Origin of the sequence: Olleya sediminilitoris, assembly GCF_016785945.1 — a bacterium.
In the GTDB taxonomy this organism is placed as follows: Bacteria; Bacteroidota; Bacteroidia; order Flavobacteriales; family Flavobacteriaceae; genus Olleya; species Olleya sediminilitoris.
The window spans coordinates 43,679-66,909 of record NZ_JAEMEF010000008.1 but is presented as its reverse complement, the minus strand read 5'-3'; the positions used below and the strand labels follow the sequence as shown (position 1 = coordinate 66,909).

At 32.5% G+C, this 23,231-nt stretch carries 18 protein-coding genes and 1 tRNA gene; 10 read left to right on the top strand and 9 right to left on the bottom strand.

The annotated features are described in order from the left end of the window. Window positions 1-7: 7 nt before the first annotated feature. The 5 genes from JAO71_RS10165 to JAO71_RS10145 form a co-directional block, all read right to left on the bottom strand. On the bottom strand, window positions 8-652 hold the full coding sequence (locus tag JAO71_RS10165) for a response regulator transcription factor (protein WP_116823529.1): 645 nt from the start codon (window positions 650-652) through the stop codon (window positions 8-10). Continuing rightward, a complete protein-coding gene (locus tag JAO71_RS10160) occupies window positions 649-1,428 on the bottom strand; it encodes a sensor histidine kinase (RefSeq protein WP_203000647.1) in 780 nt (259 codons plus the stop codon). Before JAO71_RS10160 ends, JAO71_RS10165 begins: the two co-directional genes overlap by 4 nt. Beyond that, window positions 1,407-2,063, bottom strand: coding sequence for a hypothetical protein (locus JAO71_RS10155; protein WP_203000645.1), 657 nt, complete (start codon window positions 2,061-2,063; stop codon window positions 1,407-1,409). The genes JAO71_RS10160 and JAO71_RS10155 overlap by 22 nt, the downstream gene beginning before the upstream one ends. A 2-nt stretch (window positions 2,064-2,065) precedes the next feature. Further along, window positions 2,066-2,731, bottom strand: a complete 666-nt coding sequence (locus JAO71_RS10150; RefSeq protein ID WP_203000643.1) for a hypothetical protein — start codon at window positions 2,729-2,731, stop codon at window positions 2,066-2,068. 128 nt (window positions 2,732-2,859) lie between these two features. Then, entirely contained in the window at window positions 2,860-4,524 is a 1,665-nt protein-coding gene (locus JAO71_RS10145; protein WP_203000641.1) for an MFS transporter, read from the bottom strand. A 174-nt stretch (window positions 4,525-4,698) separates the two neighbouring features. On the opposite strand from JAO71_RS10145, the gene JAO71_RS10140 reads away from it, so the two are divergent. Both JAO71_RS10140 and JAO71_RS10135 read left to right on the top strand, forming a co-directional pair. Further along, a complete protein-coding gene (locus tag JAO71_RS10140) occupies window positions 4,699-5,928 on the top strand; it encodes a metallophosphoesterase (protein ID WP_203000639.1) in 1,230 nt (409 codons plus the stop codon). Window positions 5,929-5,980: 52 nt separating this feature from the next. Further along, window positions 5,981-6,277, top strand: coding sequence for a thioredoxin family protein (locus JAO71_RS10135; RefSeq protein WP_054852611.1), 297 nt, complete (start codon window positions 5,981-5,983; stop codon window positions 6,275-6,277). On the opposite strand, the gene JAO71_RS10130 is transcribed toward JAO71_RS10135, so the two are convergent. Further along, window positions 6,274-6,900 (bottom strand): polysaccharide deacetylase family protein, encoded by a 627-nt coding sequence (locus JAO71_RS10130; RefSeq protein WP_203000638.1) that lies wholly within the window; start codon window positions 6,898-6,900, stop codon window positions 6,274-6,276. The two genes, JAO71_RS10135 and JAO71_RS10130, sit on opposite strands and share 4 nt — an antisense overlap. Then, window positions 6,901-10,209 carry a glycosyltransferase family 117 protein gene (locus JAO71_RS10125; protein ID WP_203000636.1) on the bottom strand — a complete coding sequence of 1,103 codons (3,309 nt, stop codon included), beginning with the start codon at window positions 10,207-10,209 and terminating at the stop codon, window positions 6,901-6,903. 151 nt (window positions 10,210-10,360) lie between these two features. On the opposite strand from JAO71_RS10125, the gene JAO71_RS10120 reads away from it, so the two are divergent. Further along, window positions 10,361-10,434: transfer RNA gene (locus tag JAO71_RS10120), tRNA-Gln, on the top strand. A 53-nt stretch (window positions 10,435-10,487) separates the two neighbouring features. Here JAO71_RS10120 and JAO71_RS10115 read toward each other — a convergent pair. Beyond that, window positions 10,488-11,315, bottom strand: coding sequence for a universal stress protein (locus JAO71_RS10115; RefSeq protein WP_203000634.1), 828 nt, complete (start codon window positions 11,313-11,315; stop codon window positions 10,488-10,490). Between the two features lie 161 nt (window positions 11,316-11,476). On the opposite strand from JAO71_RS10115, the gene rimP reads away from it, so the two are divergent. The 3 genes from rimP to infB are packed head-to-tail and all read left to right on the top strand — an operon-like array spanning window position 11,477 to window position 16,017. Beyond that, a complete protein-coding gene (gene rimP, locus JAO71_RS10110; RefSeq protein ID WP_028289345.1) occupies window positions 11,477-11,938 on the top strand; it encodes a ribosome assembly cofactor RimP in 462 nt (153 codons plus the stop codon). 13 nt (window positions 11,939-11,951) lie between these two features. Beyond that, window positions 11,952-13,184, top strand: a complete 1,233-nt coding sequence (gene nusA, locus JAO71_RS10105) for a transcription termination factor NusA (protein WP_028289344.1) — start codon at window positions 11,952-11,954, stop codon at window positions 13,182-13,184. Between the two features lie 40 nt (window positions 13,185-13,224). Then, entirely contained in the window at window positions 13,225-16,017 is a 2,793-nt protein-coding gene (gene infB, locus JAO71_RS10100) for a translation initiation factor IF-2 (protein WP_203000631.1), read from the top strand. A gap of 79 nt (window positions 16,018-16,096) precedes the next feature. On the opposite strand, the gene JAO71_RS10095 is transcribed toward infB, so the two are convergent. Next, window positions 16,097-16,489 (bottom strand): SPOR domain-containing protein, encoded by a 393-nt coding sequence (locus JAO71_RS10095; protein WP_028289342.1) that lies wholly within the window; start codon window positions 16,487-16,489, stop codon window positions 16,097-16,099. A 212-nt stretch (window positions 16,490-16,701) separates the two neighbouring features. Here JAO71_RS10095 and JAO71_RS10090 point away from each other — a divergent pair, with 212 nt between their 5' ends. The 4 genes from JAO71_RS10090 to JAO71_RS10075 all read left to right on the top strand — a co-directional run bounded on the left by JAO71_RS10090 (window position 16,702) and on the right by JAO71_RS10075 (window position 23,227). Next, entirely contained in the window at window positions 16,702-18,009 is a 1,308-nt protein-coding gene (locus tag JAO71_RS10090) for a c-type cytochrome (protein ID WP_203000731.1), read from the top strand. Window positions 18,010-18,084: 75 nt separating this feature from the next. Then, a complete protein-coding gene (locus JAO71_RS10085) occupies window positions 18,085-21,201 on the top strand; it encodes a TAT-variant-translocated molybdopterin oxidoreductase (RefSeq protein WP_203000629.1) in 3,117 nt (1,038 codons plus the stop codon). Between the two features lie 34 nt (window positions 21,202-21,235). After that, entirely contained in the window at window positions 21,236-22,693 is a 1,458-nt protein-coding gene (gene nrfD / locus JAO71_RS10080) for an NrfD/PsrC family molybdoenzyme membrane anchor subunit (protein WP_054852618.1), read from the top strand. A gap of 3 nt (window positions 22,694-22,696) precedes the next feature. Further along, on the top strand, window positions 22,697-23,227 hold the full coding sequence (locus tag JAO71_RS10075) for a DUF3341 domain-containing protein (protein WP_203000627.1): 531 nt from the start codon (window positions 22,697-22,699) through the stop codon (window positions 23,225-23,227). Window positions 23,228-23,231 lie beyond the last annotated feature (4 nt).

Here is a 23,231-nt window from a genome sequence, read left to right as displayed (position 1 = left end):
TTATAGATTACTCCGTATACCCATTTTTAAGTGCATAAACAGCTAACCCAACTCTGGTTTTAAGTTCTAATTTTTCAAATAAACTATCTCTATAATTTTCAACTGTTCTGGGACTGCAAAACATTTTTTCTGAAATCTCTTTGTAAGTCATTTCTGTAATGCTGTACTTAAGAAACTCGGTTTCACGATCAGAAATTTTAATCTTTAATTTAGCATCAATAGTATCGTCACTTATGCTTGTAAAAATTTTACTTGCTGCCCATTCAGGAAAGTAATGTCCTTTATTGGCAATTGTATTTAGGGCTATTTCAAGCTCTGTAGGATGTACATTTTTTAGCATATACCCTTTAGCTCCATTTTTAATCATTTTAATAAGGCTATCATCATCATCTTGCATGCTTAATGCCATTATTAATACATTTGGATGTGTTGTTTTAAGCCATTTTGCAGTTTCAAAACCATCCATAATAGGCATGCTAATATCTAATAGCACCAAATCTGGTACAGGATGCTTTTCTTTTAATTTATCCTGAAAATCTTGACCATTTTCACAAACATATAAAACTTCAAATTGATTAAAATTAGATATTATACCGCTTAATGCATTTGCTATTAAAACATGGTCGTCTATAATTACAATACTACGTTTCATTTGATAGGAATTTCTATGGTTAATGTTGTTCCTTTTTGATCCAGGCTTTCTAGCTTATATTGACCACCTATTAGTTCGGTTCTCTTTTTTATGTTTTTTAACCCAATCCCTTCGGAATTTAATGCATTTGTATTAAAACCTTTTCCGTCGTCTTTTAGAATTAAAACCAATGTATTGTCAGTATTTTTTAATAAAACAAAGATGTTTTCACAATTAGCATGCTTGATACTATTCTGTAAAAACTCTTGAGTTATTCTAAATATAATACTTTTAATTTGATAAGATTCAATTTTAGTTTTTGAATCTTTTGTGAAGTGAACCACACATTTTTTTAATGCGTTAATTTTTTCGCATTCATTCTCTATTAATTCAGAAATTGAATGGATTTCAATTGAATTGTCAGTTAAAGATTTGGATAGCCTTCTTAATTCAGAGAGTGATTCATTTATAATGCCTCCAATGTTTTCAATACATTTATTAACCTGAGGGGCTTTATTTTCAAAAGCTAATTGTTGAGTGTACAAGCTAGCAAGTGTTAGTTTTTGACCAATATTGTCGTGTATTTCCCGTCCAATATACTGCATGGTTTGCATTTGTATTTCGACTTGAGTTTCTAGAAGCTCTTGTTTGTGAGTCTCGTCAATAGTTTCTATTTGTTTTAAATGAGTTTTCTTTTTTATTCGATATTCCCGAATAAAAATGAGTATTCCAGCGATAAATGCTAGAAAAATGATATTGAATAAAATTAAGGTAATTATGATTTGTGTTTCCCCCATATAAACGAAGCTATAAATAATAGATACATTATGCAATTGGAAATCAGGAAATATAGATAATACATATTCCAGATACTAATATTTGGTTTTTTTAATAATTCATCATAAAAAGCAGAAAATGGATAAGTACCAACATAGAAAAGAATCATACCTGTATTTATATAAAACATTTTGTTTTCTTTAAACTTTAAGATATCATCATTTTTAATTTGCTTAATAAATTCTAGTACGACTAATATTATAATAAATACACTTCCTACAGTTAGGTTTATGGTTGATATAGTTTTTATTTTTTGCTCATATATTTCAAAAGGTATTAAGCTTAATAAGTATATAGATGAAGAAAAAATAAATAACTTTTTGTTTTTTAAAGATTTTAGAGCATATAGCCAATAAAAAAATAAATATTGAATTGGGATTCCAAAAAACGCATAATAATCTTGTTTTCTCAAGAAATTGATATGTTGTAATAAGTACTCAACAAAAAGTTCTTGAGCACAAATGAAAATCAAATAGATAGCAAACCATTTCCAATAAGTATGTTTTAATTTTGGTAAATAAAATGCAGCAACTATAGCAGAGAGGCATTCTATCCATTGTAATGCGTTATCTAGATTTGGGTAATATTGGTACATAATTAAAATCCTTCACCTGATCCATCAGCAGGAGGTATCAAATTTCCATGATTTTGAGCTCCAGTTAATTGGTTTTGAGAAGATTTTGTCAAAGGTAAAGATGGAATTGGTCCAGTATAGTTTGAAGGTATGCCTTCTCCAAAGGTGTTGATGTCTAAAGGGTTGAAGTCTATGTTGGCAGATGTTTCTTTTCTTCTATAGGTTGGTATAGCAACAAGTGTATGATGTTTTGCAAAGTTTGTTGGCACATCTTTTAGATTGTTATAGGCACCTGGTAACTCATCTGGATAGCGTGAATAATAGATACGCAGCCCTAAATTTTGTGGGTCTATTTTATTGTCAGTATTTATTGTTTGATATTCAATGTGGTAAATAAATTTCTTTAGTGTCTCTAAATCAAACCATATAGAATGCGCGTCGCTAAATTTTTCAGCTGCATTTATATGAACTAGTTGATTGTTCTTATAGCCATCAACCATATCTCTAATTAAGTCCATTTCTAATGTGTTCATATTTTCATCAGAATAATCCATGCATATTTTGCTGTTTATGCTTGATCCAGGGTTTGAAGGCGTACTGCTTAATGTTGTCCTACGATTTGGTGGGTTTTTATAAACATAAAAACCAAAAGCAATAATTGTAATAACTAATAAAATGGTTGAAATCATAATTTGTTTTTTTTAATATAAGTGGTTGATTGTTAATTTGTTTTGCAAAGAAACAAATGGATTGTGGTACTTTGAAAACTATTGAACCTATTTTATAGGGTTAAATGACCTAAAAAAACAGAATCACTTTAATAAGTTACACCTTGTTTGTCCAAAACGGTTTTGGCTCTAAAAGCAAAAAACAAAAGATAAACAAAACATAAAACTGCAACAATATACGACTGTTGTATACCAAATACATCTGCTAATTTACCTTGTAAAGGTGGTATGATTGCGCCTCCTAAAATCATCATGATTAAAAAGGCGGATCCTTGTGAGGTGTACTTTTTTAATCCAGCAATACTTAGTGTAAATATACAAGGCCACATTATTGAACAAAATAAACCACCAGATAAAAATGCAAATAGCGCAACATTACCTGTGCTTACTAAACCAATTATAATGGCTAAAACACCAAAAAGGCTAAATATTTTTAGAGTTTTTACAGGGTTGTCTTTTGCTAAAAAGAAACCTCCAATCTGTATAGCAATACAAATGGCAAAAAATAAGATTTGATAGATTGAGTATTTACCAAAATTGACTAACAATATTACACCAAACGCAATATAAGGTACAATAATTAGAAGCCATTTTTTTAATCCTTTACTGGGATTAAAAACAGTTATAGATCCAACCCAACGACCAACCATTAATCCTCCCCAATAAAGCGATACAAAAGGTGCTATTTGAGCATCGTTTAAAGTTGGTAAGCCCAAGGTGTTAAGATTACTTCCGTTAATAGACTGTTTTAATAATTCGCCTAAATTACTACCAACAGTTACTTCTACGCCAACATAAGTAAAAATAGCTAGCATCCCTAATACTAACTGAGGGTATTTCATTGCTCCCCAACCTTCAGGTTGTTTTGCTGATCTTGAGTAAGCAAATAATAAGCAACCAATAACTGCAATTAATGCGACAATTAATAAAGTTAATCTGATGTTTTCTGTGGTTGTTGATGCGGTTTGATTTCCTGTGTAAGTACTAAAAATATAACCAAAACAGCCAATAATTATTAATGTTAAAAATATCAGTAAGTTTTTTGCTTTGTTAGCTGGTTCAAAAGCGGTTTCGGATTGTAGTGCTGGTAATTTTTTTGAAAAATGAAATAATGCAGCAGCAACTAAAAACAATACTCCAACACCAAGGTACAATGCTTGTACAGTGGTTAATTTAATTTGATTGTTTTTAATCATGTCTGTTAATTCTTCTCCAGATATTGGTGCAGATCCAAAAATGATAAAAGCTACAACAATAGGTCCAATCATGGTTCCAAAAGAATTAATACCACCAGCTAAATTTAATCTGTGAGAACCCGTTTTTGGATCACCTAAGGCAATTACAAAAGGATTTGCTGAGGTTTGTTGTAACGAAAATCCTAATCCAACAATAAATAAAGCAATTAGTACAAAATAAAACACACTAGTTTGTCCTTGTTCTGCTCCTGCAGTTGCTGGATACATAACAAATGCACCAACTGCAGATAGTAATAGTCCGTAAATAATTCCTTTTTTATAACCCCAAGCATTTAAAATGTCTTTTTTAATTGAGCTTGAAATCACAAACAACAATAAAGCTCCTATGTAGTAAGCACCATAAAAAGCAAAGTCTACTAATTGAGATTGGAATTGATCTATATTAAAATAAGTTTTTGAAAACGGAATAAAAACTCCGTTTGAAGCAGCTATAAATCCCCAAAAAAAGAAGACAGTGACTAAAGTGGCTAAAGCCGATTTGTTGTTTTGGTTGTTCATTTAGTTAATTTTTATTTGTCTAAATATAGACATAAATCTGTTTTGGTTAATAATACTTGTTACTCATTTACATAGTAAAGTGACTCAATAAATCTGATTTTAATAATTTAACGTTTAACAATATAATAAGATTTTTAAATTTTGTAATAGTTAATTTTGTATATAAATTAGACTATGACGCGTTTTATTATACTTGCAATTATATATGTTGTTTTTACTGTTTATGGCTATCAAGCCATTAAAACAGTATTTAAAGCTAGCTGGACACACTATTTGTTTTTTGCTGTAGCTTTTTTAGTAGCAGCTAATATTATTTATCAATTTTCTACACCTGGTGAAGGTCGTGTAATTTCAGGAGGAAGAGCTTATGCAATTGGTTTTATGTTGTCTTTTATGGCTTTTAATTTGGTAATAACTCCATTACTAATTGGTGAGGATATTATCCGTTCATTTATTGCTTTATATGATAGGTTTTTTATTACTAAGGAGTCATTATACTTACCATCGCGACGTAAATTTATTAGTCAAGTCGCATTAGGTTTAGCTGCTATCCCATTTTCTGGTTTGTTATACGGAATGTATAAAGGTCGCTATAATTATAAAGTACTAAAATACACTTTACATTTTGAAGATTTACCTGAGGCTTTTGATGGTTATAAATTAACTCACATAAGTGATATTCATTCTGGGAGTTTTGATAATAAAGAAAAAATAAATTATGCTGTAGATTTAGTTAACCAACAACAAGGAGATGCTATTTTATTTACAGGAGATTTGGTTAATAATAAGGCGTCAGAAATGTACGACTGGAAAGATACCTTTGCTAAGTTAAGTGCAAAAGATGGTGTGTTTTCTGTTCTTGGTAATCATGATTATGGTGATTATGTAGATTGGGAGACAGAACAAGAAAAGAAAGCTAATTTAGACGAATTAATAACTATCCAAAAGGAGATGGGTTTTGATTTGTTATTAAATGAAAACCGTTACATCCAAAAAAATGGACAACGTTTAGCCTTAGTTGGTGTTGAAAATTGGGGAAAAGGAGGTTTTAAAAAAGCAGGTGATTTAGACAAAGCTTCTGCATCAATACAATCTGACGATTTTAAAATATTAATGTCTCATGACCCTTCTCATTGGGATGAAAAGGTTATTTCACACAAAGATCATTATCATTTAACTCTAAGTGGTCATACGCATGGTATGCAATTTGGAATAGAAATTCCTGGTTGGATAAAATGGAGTCCTGTAAAATGGCGTTATAAACATTGGGCTGGAATCTATCAAGATAAAGGACAGTATATAAATGTAAACAGAGGTTTTGGATATCTTGCATATCCTGGACGTTTAGGTATATGGCCAGAAATTACTGTTATAGAGCTTAAAAAAGGTAAGCAAATAGCTTAGTTTATTTTAAATTTTATATTTTAGTAATACGCTGTAACTAAATTATAAGTGTATGTCAAAATTTGGAGAATTAATAGATGCCGATGTTCCTGTATTGCTAGACTTTTTTGCAGAGTGGAGTGATGCCTCTAAAGCAATGCATCCTATATTGAAAGATGTAGCTTTAGCATTTGGTAATCAAGCTAAAATTATTAAAATAGATATCGATAAAAACAAAGTGCTATCTGAAGCTTTAAGAGTTAAGGGATTACCTACTTTAATTATTTATAAAAATGGCGAAATGAAATGGCGTCACAGTGGTGACCAAGAAGCAAATGATTTGATTACTATCTTAAAACAATATATTTAAAGCGATTTAAACTGATAGCCTTTTTTACTAAAATAATCTAGCATTTTAGGTAATACATATTGCATGTTTTTTGAAGCTTTAACGCTATCATGAAACACCACAATACTTCCTGATGAGGTGTTTTTAAGTACATTTTTTAAGCACTTTTCTTGACTTACACTAACTTCCCAATCGTAAGACAATACGCTCCACATAACAATTTTATAACCTTTATTAATAAGTAAATTGGCTTGTCTGCGCTTAATTTTGCCAAATGGAGGTCTAAATAGATGCTTGTGTTTTGGGTTAATAGCTTCTTGTGCTTTTTCGGTATTATTAATATAATCTTCAGTGTTTGTGTTCCAGCCTTTAAGATGATTAAAAGTATGATTACCTATAGTGTGTCCTTCCTTAATAAGATTGTCAAAAATACTAGGATGTTTTTTGACGTTATCTCCAATGCAAAAAAACGTAGCTTTTGCATTGTAATGTTTTAGCGTGTCTAAAGTCCATTGTGTAATTTCAGGCGTTGGACCATCATCAAAAGTTAAATAAATGGTTTTAGATAAAGACGCCTTTTTCCAAAGGTAATTTGGAAAAAGGCGTTGAATAAATTTTGGTGTTTTTACTGGAAAAAAAGGCATTTATTCGCTTTTAATAACAGTATCTAACTGTTGTAATAAATCTTGATCTGTTCTAATAGGAGCAGTTTCAGCTTCTGGTTGACTATCATAATATTGTTTGAACAATTCAAGATAGTTTGTAAAGTTCATAGACTCTTCTTTAGCAAATGTTTTATCATATTCCACCAAAACGTCTACCAACGCTTTATAACGTTCAATATCTGTAAGTATTTCGGTAAAATTCTTGTCTTGATTGTCTCTAGTTAATGTGCTGTAGTATTTTAAGTTCTCTTGATATTTTACAGCTACATCTTTAAACAACTGTCTTGCTTTGTCTTGATTTCCAACTTCGTAATAGGCACTAATAAATGGTTCTAATAAAGTATAGAATCCAAACTTATCAACTGGCATGTTCTTCATTGCAATGTCAGCTATTTCTTCAGCTTTGTCTAATTGATCTTCGTTAATTAAAGCTTCAATAAGTCTAGCTAAATTACCTCTGTAAGTAATCGAGTTTCGTCTTGTTTCTGGATCATGATAAATCTTGTCGCTTCCGCTATTTCCCCAATCCCAATTAATAACTTTATTATACATAAAATCTGTATCCAAGCGTCCCATGTCAAAAGGGTTAGCTTGAGCAACAGGAGTTTTTATAGGTACTAATTTGTAAACCATACCATCTAATTGTAGGTAGTCTTTCATCCATATATAATCAGATTCGCTAAATGCGCCTCCAGTAAAATATATAGGACGTTCCCAATTATTGTTGGCCACAATATCTAACATTAGTAGTCTGTTTTTAGTTATTGCATTATCTGTTATTTTTACATCTAAATAATCTTCAATTAGATCTGCGTCTTTAGCTTTTACTATCTTGTTTTCTAGTACAGATTCTTTGTCAACAGGGACTCTAATATTTTCTACAGGAAAATAATTAGTGTTTAAATACTGATCAGGATAGTTGCTAGGGTCTTCTCCTTCTTGAATTAATGCATAGCTAAGCTTTGTTTTAGGCTCATCACTAGATATAAAATTCATAAAAGTGTTAATGTCTAAAGTGTCTTTAGATCTTAATCGCTTTATTAAGTAATCTCTAGTACCATGTTTGTACTTGTCATGTGTTAATTTGGATGGGATTGGATCACTTTCATAAGCTTTACGCTTCATTTGATCTATGTACCAATCTGTTTGAAATAAACTAGTATTAACGACACGTACATCTGTGCGATAGTTTTCAATTTCTTGAGCATACCATAATGCAAAGGTGTCATTATCTCCAATTGAAAAGAGTATTCCGTTTTCACCACAAGAATCTAAATATTTTTTAGCCATAGCTAATGCTGTATATTTTCCTGATCTATCATGGTCATCCCAGTTTTGAGAGGCTAAAATAGCAGGTACTAATAATAAGCATATAAGTGAAACTGCAGGAGCTAATACTTTAGCAGATACATAACTTTTTAATAAGTCAAAAATAGCATAGACACCTAAACCAATCCATAAAGCAAAAACGTAAAAGGATCCTACTACAGAGTAATCACGTTCTCTAGGCTCAAATGGTCTTACGTTGGTGTATACTTGTATGGCTAAACCTGTAAATAAGAAAAATACTAAGGTTACCCAAAACAGTTTTTTGTCTTTATTAAATAAATACATTAATCCTATTAGCCCTAAAATTAAAGGGAAAAGATAATACGTATTTCTACCTTTATTTTCTGCTACATCAGTAGGTAAATTGTCTTGGGACTGACCTAAATTCCATTCGTCAATAGTTTTAATACCGCTTATCCAATTACCATGTTGGTCATAGCGACCCTGAAGGTCATCTTGACGACCAGAAAAATTCCACATAAAATACCTCCAATACATATACCCTAATTGGTATTCAAATAAATAAGAGAGGTTAGTTGCTAATGATGGTTTTTCGATATTTATAAATTGACCAAATTGTTTTAAAAAGTTATGGTAGTCTTCATAATCTATCATCCCTTTGTTTACATCACTTTTAAAATCAAGCATAGATTGTACTAAACGTTGCTCTCCTTGGTATTCAGGTTTCAAACTAAAATCTAAAAAGCCTGTAAACAACATATAGTTTTCTGCATTCTCACCACTCCACATTCTTGGAAGAATGGAAGCTTGTTCAGAGTTATAATTCTGTCTTGCTTTTTTATACTGGTTAACTATTACGTAAGTTCCGGTAGCTTCATCTTTTTCATATTTAGGTTTGTCATCTACATATGGTTCGTTTTCGTCTAAACCAGTGTATTGTTCAGTAAATAATGGACCGTAAAACAAGTGCGTTTCAGGATATTGCTCTAAGTTATAATACGCTAAAAGTTCTCTAGCACTAGATGGATTGTTTTCGTTAATAACAACATTAGCATTGGCTCTAATTGGTAGCATTAACCAAGTAGAAGATCCAATTAAAACAAATAACAAGCACAATATAGCAGTGTTATATGGGTACAGTTGTTTTTCTATAGTGTATTTAAGTCCGTAATAAAAGGCTGCAATTAATAAAATACCAGCAATTATAGATCCTGAATTAAAAGGAAGTCCAATTTGGTTTACAAAAAACAATTCTAAAGCACTAAAATATCTTAATACATTAGGAAACATTAGTTTAAAAACGAATAATAAAACAGCAACAGAAACCACATTAGCAATAATGAAGTTTTTAACCGTAACCGTTTTGTAATTTTTAAAAAAGTAGATCAATCCAATTGCAGGAATAGTTAATAATCCCATAAAATGAATACCAAAAGATAATCCAACAACAAAAGCAATTAATATTAACCATCGGTTACCTCTAGGTTGGTGCATATCTTTTTCCCAGCGTAAACCTAAGTAAAACATAACTGCCATAATTAAGGTTGCCATAGCATAAACTTCGGTTTCAACAGCATTAAACCAAAACGAATCGGTAAACGCAAAAGCTAAGCTTCCAACAAAAGCACTACCTAAAACTGCTATTTTTTGTCCTTTTTTTAATAATTCTGGGTTACCAATTATTTTTTCTAATAATAAAATTATGGTCCAAAACATAAATAAAATAGCAAATGCACTAGACACAGCACTCATCATATTCATTAAAAAACCAATTTGTGAAGCATCAAAAGCAAACACTGAAAACACTGCTCCAAACATTTGAAACAAAGGTGCTCCTGGAGGATGACCAACTTGAAGTTTTGAGGATGTAAGAATGTATTCTCCAGCATCCCAATAGCTTACTGTAGGTTCGGCTGTTAAAGTATAAGTAATAAGAGCAATTAAAAAAGCGAACCAACTTAAAATTAAGTTCCATTTTTTAAAGTTTAAAGACGTCATAAATTATTGGTTTATTATGTGAGGCGAATTTAGTAATTATTATGTTACAGAAGTCGCTTTTATGTTAACGTTAGCTTTTTATTATTATTTTTTTTAAAAAAAATTTGCAAGTATTAATATTTGTCTTAAATTTGCATCCTCAATACGAGATTGGCCCATGGTGTAACTGGCTAACACATCGGTTTTTGGTACCGAAGAGTCTAGGTTCGAAACCTAGTGGGCCAACAAAAAAAAGCTTCCTTTTTAAGGAAGCTTTTTTATTTTATATCAGTTTTAAGCTATATTTTAAATGTAACGACTGGTCTATTAGCGTGATGCACTAAATCTTCGCTAATACTACCGTTTAAAAAGTGAGAAATACCTTGTCTTCCATGTGTGCTTATTCCAATTAAATCGGCATTAACAATTCTAGAAAAGTTTAAAATTCCTTTTTCAACAGTGTTGTCATTATAAATATTTATCGTGTAATTGTCAAATGTGGTTTGTTCAGTAAATTCTAGCATTCTAACCTTTGATGCTGCAGTAGTTGTAAAGTTGCTAGGTGTGTTGACGTTTAATAAGTGTATTTTAGCGTCAAATAGAGTTGCTAACTTTATGGCTTGCATGTAGGTTTCTTTATTGTCATTGTTAAAATCAGAAGCAAAAACAAATTCTTTGATATCAAAATGCTCGTGTGTATTTTTGATAACCAAAACAGGTATACTGGAAGTACGTACAACTTTTTCTGTGTTTGAACCTACAAATAAATCTTTTTGCTGTTCAATACCATGAGATCCCATTACAATTAAATCAACATCGTATTTTTCGCAAGCATCTAGTATACCTTTAGAGACTTCGTTAAATTCTACAGTTTCACTAATTGTAATATCTTTTAAATACTCATTATTGATTTCCGTTTCAAATTTTTGATGCGCCAATTTCATAAAAAATAGTGCTTCAGGAAGATTTTCAGGTGACGTCATTTCTGTGCTTATTTGGTTTAATGGTAGCTCAATCATGTGAAGTAAAATAATTTCGCAATCATATTTTTTTGCCAATTGTGCTGCCACTTTTAATGCGTTTTCAGCTTCTCCAGAAAAGTCAGTTGGTACTAGTAGTTTTTTCATAATAAAGATGTAGTTGGTTTGTAAAGAACTTATTATAAAGTTAGTAATAAAAAATGACTTTTAAAAAGCTATGAAAATCAATAAAAAAATGTATATTTGCAGCGTTGATAGATAAAACGAAAATTGAGGGGACTAAAAGTCCCCTCTTTTTATACTTAGAAATGTTTATAGAAATAGTAAAAAAATTATTACAAGACGCCTTAACAGAACGCAACGATTTATTTTTAATAGATTTTAGCGTAGTAGGAAATAATGAGATTAAAATCATTATTGATGGAGATGAAGGTGTTAGAGTAGAGGATTGTATGTTTGTAAGTCGTGCAATAGAGCATAACATAGATAGAGAAGAGCATGATTTTGCGCTAGAAGTTATGTCTGCAGGAGCAGCTGCACCATTAACCTTATCAAGACAATATCCAAAACATATTGGACGTAACTTGGGTGTTACAACTAATGATGGTAAATTTGAAGGGACTTTAACTGAAGTAAATGACGAAACATTTACGTTACAGTGGAAAGCCAGAGAGCCAAAACCGATAGGTAAAGGTAAAGTTACCGTAAGTAAAACAGAAAAAATTGCTTACAACAATGTTGTAGAGGCAAAAGTTATAATAAAATTTTAATTCAAATAGAGTTATGGAAAATATAGCGTTAATTGAATCTTTTTCAGAATTCAAAGACGATAAATTAATAGATCGTGTCACCTTAATGGCTATTTTGGAGGATGTATTTAGAAATGCATTAAAGAAAAAATTTGGAGATGACGATAATTTTGATATTATTATAAACCCAGATAAAGGAGATTTAGAAATTTGGAGAAACAGAATCGTTGTTGCAGATGGTGAAGTAGAAGAACCAAATCAAGAAATATCATTAAGTGCAGCTAGAAAAATCGAGCCAGATTTTGAAGTAGGAGAAGATGTGTCTCAAGAAGTGAAATTAATAGATTTAGGACGTCGTGCTATTTTAGCATTACGCCAAAACTTAATTTCTAAAATACACGAGCATGATAATACTAATGTGTTTAAGCAATTCCAAGAGTTAGTTGGAGACTTATATACAGCAGAAGTACATCATATTCGTCACAGAGCAGTAATTTTATTAGATGATGAAGGTAACGAAATCATCTTACCAAAAGATAAACAAATACCATCTGACTTTTTTAGAAAAGGAGATAACGTAAGAGGTGTTATTGATAGTGTTGAACTTAAAGGAAATAAGCCAGCAATTATCATGTCAAGAACATCACCTAAGTTCTTAGAAAAATTATTCGAATCTGAAATTCCAGAAGTTTTTGATGGTTTAATTACAATCAAAAACGTTGTTCGTATTCCAGGTGACAAAGCTAAAGTAGCTGTAGATTCTTATGACGATAGAATTGATCCAGTTGGAGCTTGTGTAGGTATGAAGGGATCAAGAATACACGGAATTGTTCGTGAGCTTGGTAACGAAAACATTGACGTTATTAATTACACAACCAATTTACAACTTTACATTACTAGAGCATTAAGTCCTGCAAGAGTAACATCAATTAAAATTGATGAAGAAAATAAACGTGCAGAAGCTATCTTAAAGCCAGAAGAAGTAAGTAAAGCTATTGGACGTGGTGGTCACAACATTAGGTTAGCAGGACAATTAACAGGTTATGAAATAGACGTGTTAAGAGAAGGTGCTGAAGAAGATGTTGAATTAAGCGAATTTTCTGATGAAATCGATAGCTGGATTATTTCAGAATTTAGTAAAGCTGGTCTTGATACAGCCAAAAGCATTTTAGAACAAGATGTGGCAGATTTAGTAAAAAGAACAGACTTAGAAGAAGAAACAATTTTAGATGTTATTAGAATTCTTAAGGAAGAATTCGAAGATTAACATATATTTGAGAAAAAAAAGAAAAGGTTAAAGGCAATTTATGGCTGAAACAATTAGATTAAATAAGGTATTACGTGAGCTTAACATCTCTCTTGATCGCGCTGTAGAGTTTTTGGATTCTAAAGGTGTGGAGATCGAGAAGCGACCGACTACCAAAATTTCAGAGAAAACTTACAGTATTCTTTCTGACGAATTTCAAACTGATGCTAACAAGAAAATGGCATCACAAGAAGTTAACGAAGCTAAGAATAAAGAGAAGGAAGAGCTGCGTATTAAACGCGAAAAAGAGCTAGCAGAAAAGCAAAAAGCTGAAGATGCTGCTAAAGCTGCAAGAGCAGCCAAAGCTGCTATAGCAGAGCAAGAAGCTAAGGAAAAGAAAAGAAAAGAGGAAGAAGTGATTAAGGCTTCTAAATCTATATCTAAGCTTAAGCCTGTTGGTAAAATAGATTTAGACACTGGTAAAAAAGTCGCTAAAAAAGCAGACCAAAATACATCGTCTAAAAAAGAAGCACCAAAAGCTCAAGAGCAAAAAACTTCACCAAACAAAGTGACTCCTAAAGTTGAAGCTAAATCAGATGCTAAACCTAAAGTTAAAACTGAGGTTAAACCTGTAGCTAAAACACCAGTTAAAAAGGATGTGGCTAAAGAAGAAGAAAGCAAAGCTCCAGTAGAAGAAAAGCTTAAAACAAAATACACCAAACTTTCGGGTCCTAAAATTGCAGGTGATAAAATTGATTTATCTCAGTTTAATAAGCCTAAAAAGAAAAAAGAGGATCCTAAAAAAGATGATAACGCAAATAAAAGAAAGCGTCGTCGTATCTCAAAACCAGGTGATAACAACCGTAAAGGATCAGGACCATCAAGAGGAAATGATAGATTTAAAGGTAGAAAACCAGGTGGTCGTAAAACTATTGTTAAAGCAGAGCCTAGCGAAGAGGATGTTAAAAGACAAGTACGTGAAACTTTAGAGAAACTTCAAGGTAAGTCTTCTAAAGGTAAAGGTGCTAAGTATAGAAGAGATAAAAGAGATCAGCATAGAGAGCAGACTGAAATCGATCAACAAATCGAAGCAGCAGAAAGTAAAATACTTAAAGTTACAGAGTTTGTTACTGCAAACGAAGTAGCGACTATGATGGATGTTCCAGTAACAAAAATTATATCTGCATGTATGTCTCTTGGTATGATGGTTACTATGAATCAGCGTTTAGATGCTGAAACATTAGCTATCGTAGCTGAAGAATTTGGTTATAAAACCGAATTTGTAACAGCTGATATTGAAGAGTCTATTGAAGAAGTTCAAGATAAGCCAGAAGATTTAAAATCTCGTGCACCTATCGTAACTGTAATGGGACACGTAGATCATGGTAAAACCTCTTTATTAGATTACATACGTAAAGAAAATGTAATTGCAGGAGAGTCTGGAGGTATCACACAGCACATTGGTGCTTATGGTGTACAATTAGATAATGGACAAAAAATAGCATTCCTTGATACACCAGGTCACGAGGCCTTTACAGCCATGCGTGCTCGTGGTGCTCAAGTAACAGATATTGCCATTATTGTAGCAGCAGCCGATGATGATATAATGCCTCAAACAAAAGAAGCAATATCTCACGCTCAAGCAGCTGGTGTACCAATTGTATTTGCAATTAACAAGATTGATAAACCACACGCTAATCCAGAAAAGATTAAAGAAGGTTTAGCACAAATGAACTTACTAGTTGAAGATTGGGGAGGAAAAATTCAATCTCATGATATATCTGCCAAAGTAGGTACGGGTGTAAAAGAATTATTAGAAAAAGTATTGCTTGAAGCAGAATTATTAGAGCTTAAAGCAAATCCAAATAAACCAGCAGTAGGTACTGTTGTTGAAGCGTATTTAGATAAAGGTAGAGGTTATGTATCTACAGTATTAGTTCAAGCAGGAACATTACGTGTAGGAGATTATCTACTAGCAGGTAAAAATAGCGGGAAAGTTAAAGCCATGCATGACGAAAGAGGTCATGACATTGAAGAAGCTGGACCATCAACTCCTGTATCTGTATTAGGTTTAGACGGAGCACCTCAAGCAGGTGATAAGTTTAATGTATTTGCAGATGAGCGTGAAGCTAAGCAAATAGCAACTAAGCGTACACAGTTACAACGTGAACAAGACGTTAGAACAACTAAAACATTAACGTTAGCCGAAATTGGTCGTCGTATTGCTTTAGGAACGTTTAAAGAGCTTAATATTATCCTTAAAGGAGATGTGGATGGTTCTGTTGAAGCATTAACAGATTCGTTCCAAAAACTATCCACTGAAGAAATTCAAGTAAATATCCTTCATAAAGGTGTTGGTGCAATTACTGAAAGTGATGTATTATTAGCAACAGCATCAGATGCCATTATTATTGGATTTAATGTTCGTCCTGTTGGAAATGCAAGAACAATTGCAGATAGAGAAGAAGTAGATATCAGAACATATTCTATTATTTATGACGCCATTAATGATCTTAAAGACGCTATGGAAGGGATGTTATCTCCAGAAGTTAAAGAAGAGGTTACTGGTACTGCTGAAATTAGAGAAATCTTTAAAGTTTCTAAAGTTGGTACTATTGCAGGTTGTATGGTAATGAATGGAAAAATATTTAGAAACTCTCAAATACGTTTAATTAGAGATGGAGTAGTAGCTTATACAGGTGAATTAGCTTCGTTAAAACGTTTTAAAGACGATGCTAAAGAAGTTTCTAAAGGATATGATTGTGGTATGCAGATTAAGAATTACAACGACATTAATGTCGGAGACGTAATTGAAGCATTCCATGAAGTAGAAGTAAAGAAAAAACTTAAATAATCATTTAAGTTTAATCATAAAAAAAAAGCGATTCATAATGAATCGCTTTTTTTTATTTTAATTATAAATATTTAAGACTTTAATCCTTTTTTGGTTTAAAAATAAAAGCATCTTTAAACTTTTTCTGAACATCTAACAAAGCACGTTCAGCCTCTAATCTTGTTCTAAAATTTCCTACCCACACTTTATAATCTGGAGATTCAAAAGTTAGCTGAGATTTCCATATACCAATTGAATTATCAAATTTAGACTTAGTGCTTTCAGCTTTACTTACGCTTCCAGAATAAATCTGAATTTTATATCTATCGCTATTATTATCATCTTTATTAATGTCTTTTTTAATCTCAAGTAATTTGGGTATTGAAGGATCTTCATTGACTACTACTGTCCCTTGTTGAGCAATTGTAAATGTTGAAAAACATATTGTGATTAAGGCACTTAGATAATAGGTTTTTATTTGTGTAATCATCATATTTTAGTATATTTATTGCAAATGTATAAGTATTAAACGTAAAAGTGATATAATTTGTTATTTAGAATATCTCTAAATTAGCAATTAAGACTTCTTTAAGATTTCTAAAATCGACTTTAAGTATTACTTTTGCTAAACGTTTTTTGAACTGTATTTTATTAAAATAGATGAAAAAACCATACCAAAGTTTAGAAGTAAATTCAATATACAATATGAAACAGGTGATTCACCGTAAGTTAAGTCGCAACACTCTTAGTTTAAGCTTAATTTTTTTACTAACGCTCTCAACCTCTCTTTTCGCACAAGATGGCGACGCTGTTACTGGTAAAGCATTGTTTAATGCAAACTGTATAGCTTGTCATAAGCTAGACAAGAAAATGACAGGTCCAGCTTTACGTAATGTAGAGGCTCGTTTAGCAGATACTGAGGGATTGGATAGAGAGTGGTTGTACAAATGGATAAAAAACAGTGCGGGACTTATCAAATCTGGAGATGCTTACGCAAACAAGATTTATAACGAGTTTAATGGAGCTGCAATGAGTGCGTTTCCAACGTTAACAAATGCTGATATTGATAATATATTAGCTTATACTGCAACTGAGCCAACTGTTGCTCCGCCACCACCAGGTCCGATAGATGGAGGTAGTAGTAGTTCTGCTTCAAGTGAAGGTGGAATTTCAAATAAATTAATCCTTGGTGCTTTAGGTGTGTTGTTTGCTTTGTTGGCTGCAGCATTATTTTTAGTGAATAAAACTTTACGTCGTTTTGCTGAAGCAAAAGGTGTTGAGTTGCCTCAATCTTCAAAACGTACTCCGCTATGGAAAGCTTTTGCTCAAAATCAGTTTTTGGTTTTAGTTTCAGTTGTTGTTTTGATGTTGGCGAGTGCATATTTTGTTTACGGTTTCTTAATGCAAGTTGGAGTTAACCAAGGTTACGAACCAATACAGCCAATACATTATTCTCACAGAATTCACGCTGGAGATAATGGTATAGATTGTAAATACTGTCATTCTTCTGCAAGAGTAAGTAAGCATTCAGGTATACCGTCTTTAAACGTATGTATGAATTGTCATAAATCAATTTATGAAGTTGCTCCAGAAACTCAAGCTGAAGGATTAGCAGAATATGGTGTAAATTATAATGCTGAAATTAAGAAATTATATAAAGCAGTTGGTTGGGATGATGCTGAACAAAAATATACAGGAGAAAGTTCTCCAGTAAAATGGATCCAAATTCACAAATTGCCAGATTTTGCTTATTTCAATCACTCTCAGCACGTAGTTGTTGGAGGTGTTGAGTGTCAAACTTGTCATGGTCCTGTTGAAGAAATGGAAATTATGTCACAGCATGCACCTTTAACTATGGGATGGTGTATTAACTGTCACAGAGAGACAGATGTTAAAGTAAAGGATAATGCTTACTACACAAAAATCCACGAGCAGTTATACAAAAAGTATGGTAAAGAAAACTTTACTGCAGCTCAAATGGGAGGTTTAGAATGTGGTAAATGTCATTACTAACAATATAGGATTACTTCCTAATTTATAAGGAAGAGATTAAAATAATTAATAAAGAAATAAATTCAATTATATAATATGTCATCAAACAAGAAATACTGGAAAAGTGTTGAGGAGCTAAACGATAGTTCTATTGTTGAGACGCTAAAACAAAACGAATTTGTTCAAGAAATTCCTACTGATGAGTTTTTAGGTGATAAAGATACATTAGAGAGTTCTTCAACAACACGTCGTGATTTCTTAAAATATGTTGGTTTTAGTACCGCAGCAGCATCTTTAGCTGCTTGTGAAGGACCAGTAGTTAAATCTATTCCTTACATAGTTCAACCAGATCGTATTGTTCCTGGTGTTGCAAATTATTATGCAACGACTATAGCTAATGGTTTTGATTTTGCAAGTGTTTTAGTTAAGACTCGAGAAGGTCGTCCAATTAAAATTGAAAACAATACGTTAGCTTCAACTAATGGTCACGCAAATGCCAGAGTTAATGCTTCTGTTTTAGATTTATATGATAGCTTAAGAGTTCAAGGTCCTAAAAAAGGAGATAAAGCAATTGCTTGGTCTGAATTTGATACCGAAACTATTAATGCTTTAAATAGCTTAAAGGATTCTGGTAAACAAATTACTTTATTAACTCAAACTTATGCTAGTCCATCGACATCTAAATTAATTGCAGAGTTTTCTGAAAAGTTTGGTAATGTAAACCACGTGGTTTATGATGCTGTTTCAGAGTCGGCTGCTTTAGATGCTTATCAAGCAATGTATGGAGAACGTGGTTTAGCAAATTATGATTTTGCCAAAGCAATGACAGTTGTTTCTGTTGGTGCAGACTTTTTAGGAGATTGGCAAGGTGGTGGATTTGATGCAGGTTACGCTTCAAAAAGAGTGCCTGACCATGGTAAAATGTCAAGACATATTCAGTTTGAATCTAATATGTCATTAACTGGTGCTAATGCAGATAAGCGTGTACCATTAACTCCTACTCAACAAAAGTTAGCTTTAGCACAACTACATAGTTTAATAGTTGGTAGCTCTGTAAATACTAATGCTTTACCTGCAAAAATTAAAGATGCTGTTCAAAAAACAGCTTCAGAATTACTTAAAGCAGGAAGTAATGGGGTTGTAGTAACTGGTATTCAAGATGTTAATGCGCAAACAGTTGCTTTAGAAATAAATAAAAAATTAGGAAGTAAAGCTTTTGATCCTAAAACGCCAATTAAAACGCGTCAAGGTAATAACAAAGCAGTACAAACTTTAATTGCCGATATGAAAGCAGGTAAAGTTGGTGCTGTTATCATGAGTGGTGTTAACCCAATGTATACTTTGCCTAATGCAAAAGACTTTTCTGAAGGATTAAAGAAAACTTCTTTATCTATAGTTTTTACTTCTAAGGAAGACGAAACAGCTTTAGTGAGTCAATATACAGCAGCAGCACCTCATTATTTAGAGTCTTGGGGAGATGTTGAAATTAAAAAAGGTCATTTTGCTTTAATGCAACCAACAATTAGACCTTTATTTGATACCCGTCAATTTCAAGAAGCTTTATTAAAGTGGACTGACAATGGAGTATCAATAAATGATTATATCAAATCAACATGGAAAGATTCAATTCTTAACGGTAGTTCTTACAATCAAGCATTACATGATGGTGTATATGTAAGCAATGTTTCAGTTGAAAATATTCTTGAAGAAGAAACAATAGTTGAGGAAATTGCTATTGATGAAGTTCCTGGAACTAATGTAGCTAGAGAGTTAGCTGCTTCTGCAAAAACTACAGGAACAGAATTAACGTTATATACAAAGGTAGGTATGGGAGATGGTCAGCAGGCCAATAACCCATGGTTACAAGAGTTTCCAGATCCAATTTCAAGAACATCTTGGGATAACTATTTAACGGTATCTAAAGCAGATGCAGAAGCTTGGAATATCATTAATGAAAATGATTCTACTGGAGCATTAAATGGTAGTTATGTTACTTTAAAAGTTAAAGGTGCTCAGCCATTAACTGTACCAGTAATTATTCAACCAGGTCAAGCTAAAGGTTCTGTTGGTTTATCATTTGGTTATGGTAGAACGACTGGTCTTAAGGACGAAATGAAAACTGGTGTTAATGCTTATGCATTATATACTAATTTTGACACAGTACAAAGTGTTTCTATTGAGCCAGCTAACGGAATGCATGAATTTGCTTGTGTTCAGTTACAAAACACGTTAATGGGTCGTGGAGATATTATTAAAGAAACTACTTTAGAGATTTTTAACACAAAGGATAAACATTACTGGAATGAAGTGCCAATGGTATCTTTAAACCACGAAGAAACTCCTGTAACATCTCCACAAGTCGATCTTTGGGATGAGTTTGATCGTTCTATTGGACATCATTTTAACTTATCTATAGATTTAAATGCTTGTACAGGATGTGGAGCATGTGTTATAGCATGTCACGCAGAAAATAATGTACCAGTTGTAGGTAAAGAAGAAATAAGACGTAGTCGTGATATGCACTGGTTACGTATTGATAGATATTATTCATCTGAAGATACATTTGCAGAGGATGATGCTAAAAAAGAAGGGTTCTCTGGTTTATTTGGAGATAATGGTTCTTTAGGAGGTTTTGGAGAATTAGAAGATCCTGCAGATAATCCTCAAGTAGCATTCCAACCTGTAATGTGTCAGCATTGTAACCATGCACCTTGTGAAACAGTTTGTCCTGTTGCTGCAACTGCACATGGAAGACAAGGTCAAAACCATATGGCGTATAACAGATGTGTTGGTACAAGATATTGTGCAAACAACTGTCCATATAAAGTAAGACGTTTTAACTGGTTCTTATACAATGGTAACGATGAGTTTGATTACCACATGAATAACGATTTAGGTCGTATGGTAATTAATCCAGACGTAACAGTTCGTTCTCGTGGTGTAATGGAAAAATGTTCTATGTGTATTCAAAAAACACAAAAAACAATTCTTGATGCTAAACGTGATGGACGTGAGATAAAGGATGGTGAGTTCCAAACAGCTTGTTCTGCAGCATGTGGAAGTGGAGCAATGGTATTTGGAGATATAAACGATGAAGAAAGTAAAGTTGCAAAACTTTTAAAAGACGATCGTATGTATCACTTATTAGAAAGTGTTGGTACTAAACCTAATGTTCAGTATCATACTAAAGTAAGAAATACAACAGAAGCATAAAATAGATTAATTAATAAACAATTATAAAAGGATTATGGCGTCTCATTACGAAGCACCTATTAGAAGACCTTTAGTTACTGGCGAGAAATCGTATCACGATGTAACTGTAGATATCGCAGCTCCTGTAGAGGGTAAAGCTAACAAACAATGGTGGATTGTCTTTTCAATCGCTCTTGTAGCTTTTCTTTGGGGAATAGGTTGTATTATTTATACTGTTTCAACAGGAATAGGAACTTGGGGTTTAAACAGAACAGTTAACTGGGCTTGGGATATTACTAACTTCGTTTGGTGGGTTGGTATTGGTCACGCAGGAACATTAATTTCGGCAGTACTATTATTATTCCGTCAAAAATGGAGAATGGCAATTAACCGTTCTGCAGAAGCTATGACAATTTTCTCGGTAGTTCAAGCAGGTTTATTTCCAATTATTCACATGGGTCGTCCATGGTTAGCATATTGGGTATTACCTATTCCAAACCAATTTGGTTCATTATGGGTAAACTTTAACTCACCACTACTTTGGGATGTATTTGCAATTTCAACTTATTTATCCGTATCATTAGTATTCTGGTGGACTGGTTTATTACCTGACTTTGCCATGCTACGTGATAGAGCTGTTAAACCTTTTCAGAAAAAGATATATGCTTTATTAAGTTTTGGATGGACAGGACGTGCAAAAGATTGGCAACGTTTTGAAGAAGTATCTTTAGTATTAGCTGGTTTAGCGACTCCTTTAGTACTTTCTGTACACACAATTGTATCATTTGACTTTGCTACCTCTGTAATTCCTGGTTGGCACACTACTATCTTTCCTCCTTACTTTGTTGCAGGAGCGATTTTCTCAGGATTTGCAATGGTAAATACACTTCTTATTATTATGAGAAAGGTATGTCACCTAGAAGACTACATTACTGTGCAACATATAGAATTAATGAACATTGTAATCATGCTTACAGGATCTATTGTTGGTGTGGCTTATATCACTGAGCTTTTTGTTGCTTGGTATTCTGGTGTTGAATTTGAGCAATATGCTTTCTTAAACAGAGCAACTGGACCATACGCATGGGCTTATTGGATGATGATGTCATGTAACGTATTTTCACCTCAATTCATGTGGTTTAAAAAATTACGTACAAGTATTATGTTTTCATTCTTCATATCTATAGTAGTAAACATAGGAATGTGGTTTGAACGTTTCGTAATTATTGTAACTTCATTACACAGAGATTACTTACCATCTTCATGGACTATGTTTTCACCAACTTTTGTTGATATAGGAATATTTATTGGTACTATAGGATTCTTCTTTGTATTATTTTTATTATACTCTAGAACCTTCCCAGTAATTGCTCAAGCAGAAGTTAAGACAATTTTAAAATCATCTGGACAACGTTACAAGAACATTAGAGAAAATGGTGAAAGTTTAATGGGTACAGGTGCTGATGCTAGAACATCAGATGTGATTAATAAAGAAACAAATAATTTAAAGTAGCATATGGAAGCTTCAAAAGTAATTCACGCTATTTATAACGATGACGATGTTTTAATGCATGCTGTTAAAGAAGTAAGAGCAGCAAAGCATCACATCGAAGAAGTATATACTCCTTTTCCAGTTCACGGACTAGATAAGGCAATGGGATTAGCTCCAACACGTTTAGCAATTTGTGCATTCTTATATGGATGTGTAGGTATAACTGTAGCAACATTAATGATGAATTTCATTATGATTGAAGATTGGCCACAAGATATTGGTGGTAAACCAAGCTTTAGCTATTTAGAAAATTTACCTGCATTTGTACCAATTATGTTTGAGTTAACAGTATTTTTTGCAGCTCACCTAATGGTAATTACATTTTATTTAAGAAGTAAAATGTGGCCTTTTAAACAAGCTGAAAATCCAGACCCTAGAACTACAGATGACCATTTCTTAATGGAGATTCCTGTTCAAGGAAATGAACAAGATTTACACAATCTGTTAGCAAAAACTGGAGCAGTAGAGATTAACGTAGTAGATAAAGCACATTAATTAG

Bases quoted from the DNA above. Each gene is read 5' to 3' on its own strand.
- JAO71_RS10165 (WP_116823529.1), bottom strand. From the start codon at position 652: ATGAAACGTAGTATTGTAATTATAGACGACCATGTTTTAATAGCAAAT.
- nusA (WP_028289344.1), top strand. From the start codon at position 11,952: ATGGAAAATATAGCGTTAATTGAATCTTTTTCAGAATTCAAAGACGAT.
- JAO71_RS10140 (WP_203000639.1), top strand. From the start codon at position 4,699: ATGACGCGTTTTATTATACTTGCAATTATATATGTTGTTTTTACTGTT.
- JAO71_RS10090 (WP_203000731.1), top strand. From the start codon at position 16,702: ATGAAACAGGTGATTCACCGTAAGTTAAGTCGCAACACTCTTAGTTTA.
- JAO71_RS10155 (WP_203000645.1), bottom strand. From the start codon at position 2,063: ATGTACCAATATTACCCAAATCTAGATAACGCATTACAATGGATAGAA.
- JAO71_RS10145 (WP_203000641.1), bottom strand. From the start codon at position 4,524: ATGAACAACCAAAACAACAAATCGGCTTTAGCCACTTTAGTCACTGTC.
- JAO71_RS10150 (WP_203000643.1), bottom strand. From the start codon at position 2,731: ATGATTTCAACCATTTTATTAGTTATTACAATTATTGCTTTTGGTTTT.
- JAO71_RS10115 (WP_203000634.1), bottom strand. From the start codon at position 11,315: ATGAAAAAACTACTAGTACCAACTGACTTTTCTGGAGAAGCTGAAAAC.
- JAO71_RS10085 (WP_203000629.1), top strand. From the start codon at position 18,085: ATGTCATCAAACAAGAAATACTGGAAAAGTGTTGAGGAGCTAAACGAT.
- JAO71_RS10095 (WP_028289342.1), bottom strand. From the start codon at position 16,489: ATGATGATTACACAAATAAAAACCTATTATCTAAGTGCCTTAATCACA.
- nrfD (WP_054852618.1), top strand. From the start codon at position 21,236: ATGGCGTCTCATTACGAAGCACCTATTAGAAGACCTTTAGTTACTGGC.
- infB (WP_203000631.1), top strand. From the start codon at position 13,225: ATGGCTGAAACAATTAGATTAAATAAGGTATTACGTGAGCTTAACATC.
- JAO71_RS10160 (WP_203000647.1), bottom strand. From the start codon at position 1,428: ATGGGGGAAACACAAATCATAATTACCTTAATTTTATTCAATATCATT.
- JAO71_RS10125 (WP_203000636.1), bottom strand. From the start codon at position 10,209: ATGACGTCTTTAAACTTTAAAAAATGGAACTTAATTTTAAGTTGGTTC.
- rimP (WP_028289345.1), top strand. From the start codon at position 11,477: ATGTTTATAGAAATAGTAAAAAAATTATTACAAGACGCCTTAACAGAA.
- JAO71_RS10130 (WP_203000638.1), bottom strand. From the start codon at position 6,900: ATGCCTTTTTTTCCAGTAAAAACACCAAAATTTATTCAACGCCTTTTT.
- JAO71_RS10075 (WP_203000627.1), top strand. From the start codon at position 22,697: ATGGAAGCTTCAAAAGTAATTCACGCTATTTATAACGATGACGATGTT.
- JAO71_RS10135 (WP_054852611.1), top strand. From the start codon at position 5,981: ATGTCAAAATTTGGAGAATTAATAGATGCCGATGTTCCTGTATTGCTA.